Source organism: Terrisporobacter mayombei, from assembly GCF_020748465.1.
Classification (GTDB): Bacteria; Bacillota; Clostridia; order Peptostreptococcales; family Peptostreptococcaceae; genus Terrisporobacter; species Terrisporobacter mayombei.
Genome location: NZ_JAHZMP010000027.1, coordinates 1 through 1110, shown reverse-complemented (window position 1 = coordinate 1110; position 1110 = coordinate 1). Strand labels below are relative to the sequence as shown.

The 1110-nt window shown below is 55.0% G+C and carries 1 protein-coding gene and 1 pseudogene; both read left to right on the top strand.

Going from position 1 to position 1110, the window contains the following annotated elements:
* On the top strand, positions 1–797 hold a 797-nt coding region (locus K0039_RS20045), incomplete at its 5' end, for an IS3 family transposase (protein WP_228106759.1).
* Between the two features lie 46 nt (positions 798–843).
* Positions 844–1110 (top strand): annotated as a pseudogene (locus K0039_RS20040) (transposase domain-containing protein); the annotation flags it as partial.

The window sequence follows — 1110 nt, the reverse complement described above, 5'->3', positions numbered from 1 at the left end:
AGCAGCAGCGGCATCATCCTGATAAACGCAGTGCCCGTGCGCAGCGCGATGACTGGCTGAAGAGAGAGATACGGCGCGTATACGATGAAAATCATCAGGTGTACGGTGTGCGTAAAGTCTGGCGTCAGTTGTTACGGGAAGGAATCAGGGTGGCCAGATGTACAGTGGCGCGCCTCATGGCGGTTATGAGACTTGCCGGTGGTCTCCGGGGTAAAAAGGTCCGCACTACCGTCAGCCGGAAAACCGTTGCCGCAGGTGATCGCGTAAACCGTCAGTTCGTGGCAGAACGTCCTGACCAGTTGTGGGTGGCTGATTTTACTTACGTCAGTACATGGCAGGGCTTCGTTTATGTGGCGTTCATCATTGATGTGTTTGCCGGATACATCGTGGGGTGGCGGGTCTCATCGTCCATGGAAACGACATTCGTGCTGGATGCACTGGAGCAGGCGTTATGGGCCCGTCGACCGTCCGGCACGGTCCATCACAGTGATAAAGGTTCTCAGTATGTATCGCTGGCCTACACACAGCGGCTTAAGGAAGCCGGATTACTGGCATCAACAGGAAGTACAGGCGACTCGTATGACAACGCGATGGCTGAGAGCATCAATGGTCTTTACAAAGCGGAGGTAATACACCGTAAGAGCTGGAAAAACCGTGCAGAAGTGGAACTGGCCACACTCACGTGGGTGGACTGGTATAACAATCGACGATTGCTGGGAAGGCTGGGCCATACTCCTCCGGCAGAAGCAGAAAAAGCTTATTATGCTTCCATCGGAAACAATGATCTGGCAGCCTGAGTTCACAGATAAAACACTCTCCAGGAAAATCGGGGCGGTTCAGACGTACTATGCAGATGATGGCTGGGCTGAGGCGGACAATAACATCGCTGAAAATGCGTTGCGGATGGTCAGTCTGGGCCGCAAAAACTACCTGTTCTTCGGTTCGGATCATGGAGGAGAGCGGGGAGCGCTGCTGTACAGCCTGATCGGGACGTGCAAACTGAACGGAGTGGAGCCAGAAAGCTACCTCCGCTATGTCCTTGACGTCATAGCCGACTGGCCGATAAACCGGGTCGGCGAACCTCCGCCCTGTCGCGCACCACCGCCCCAC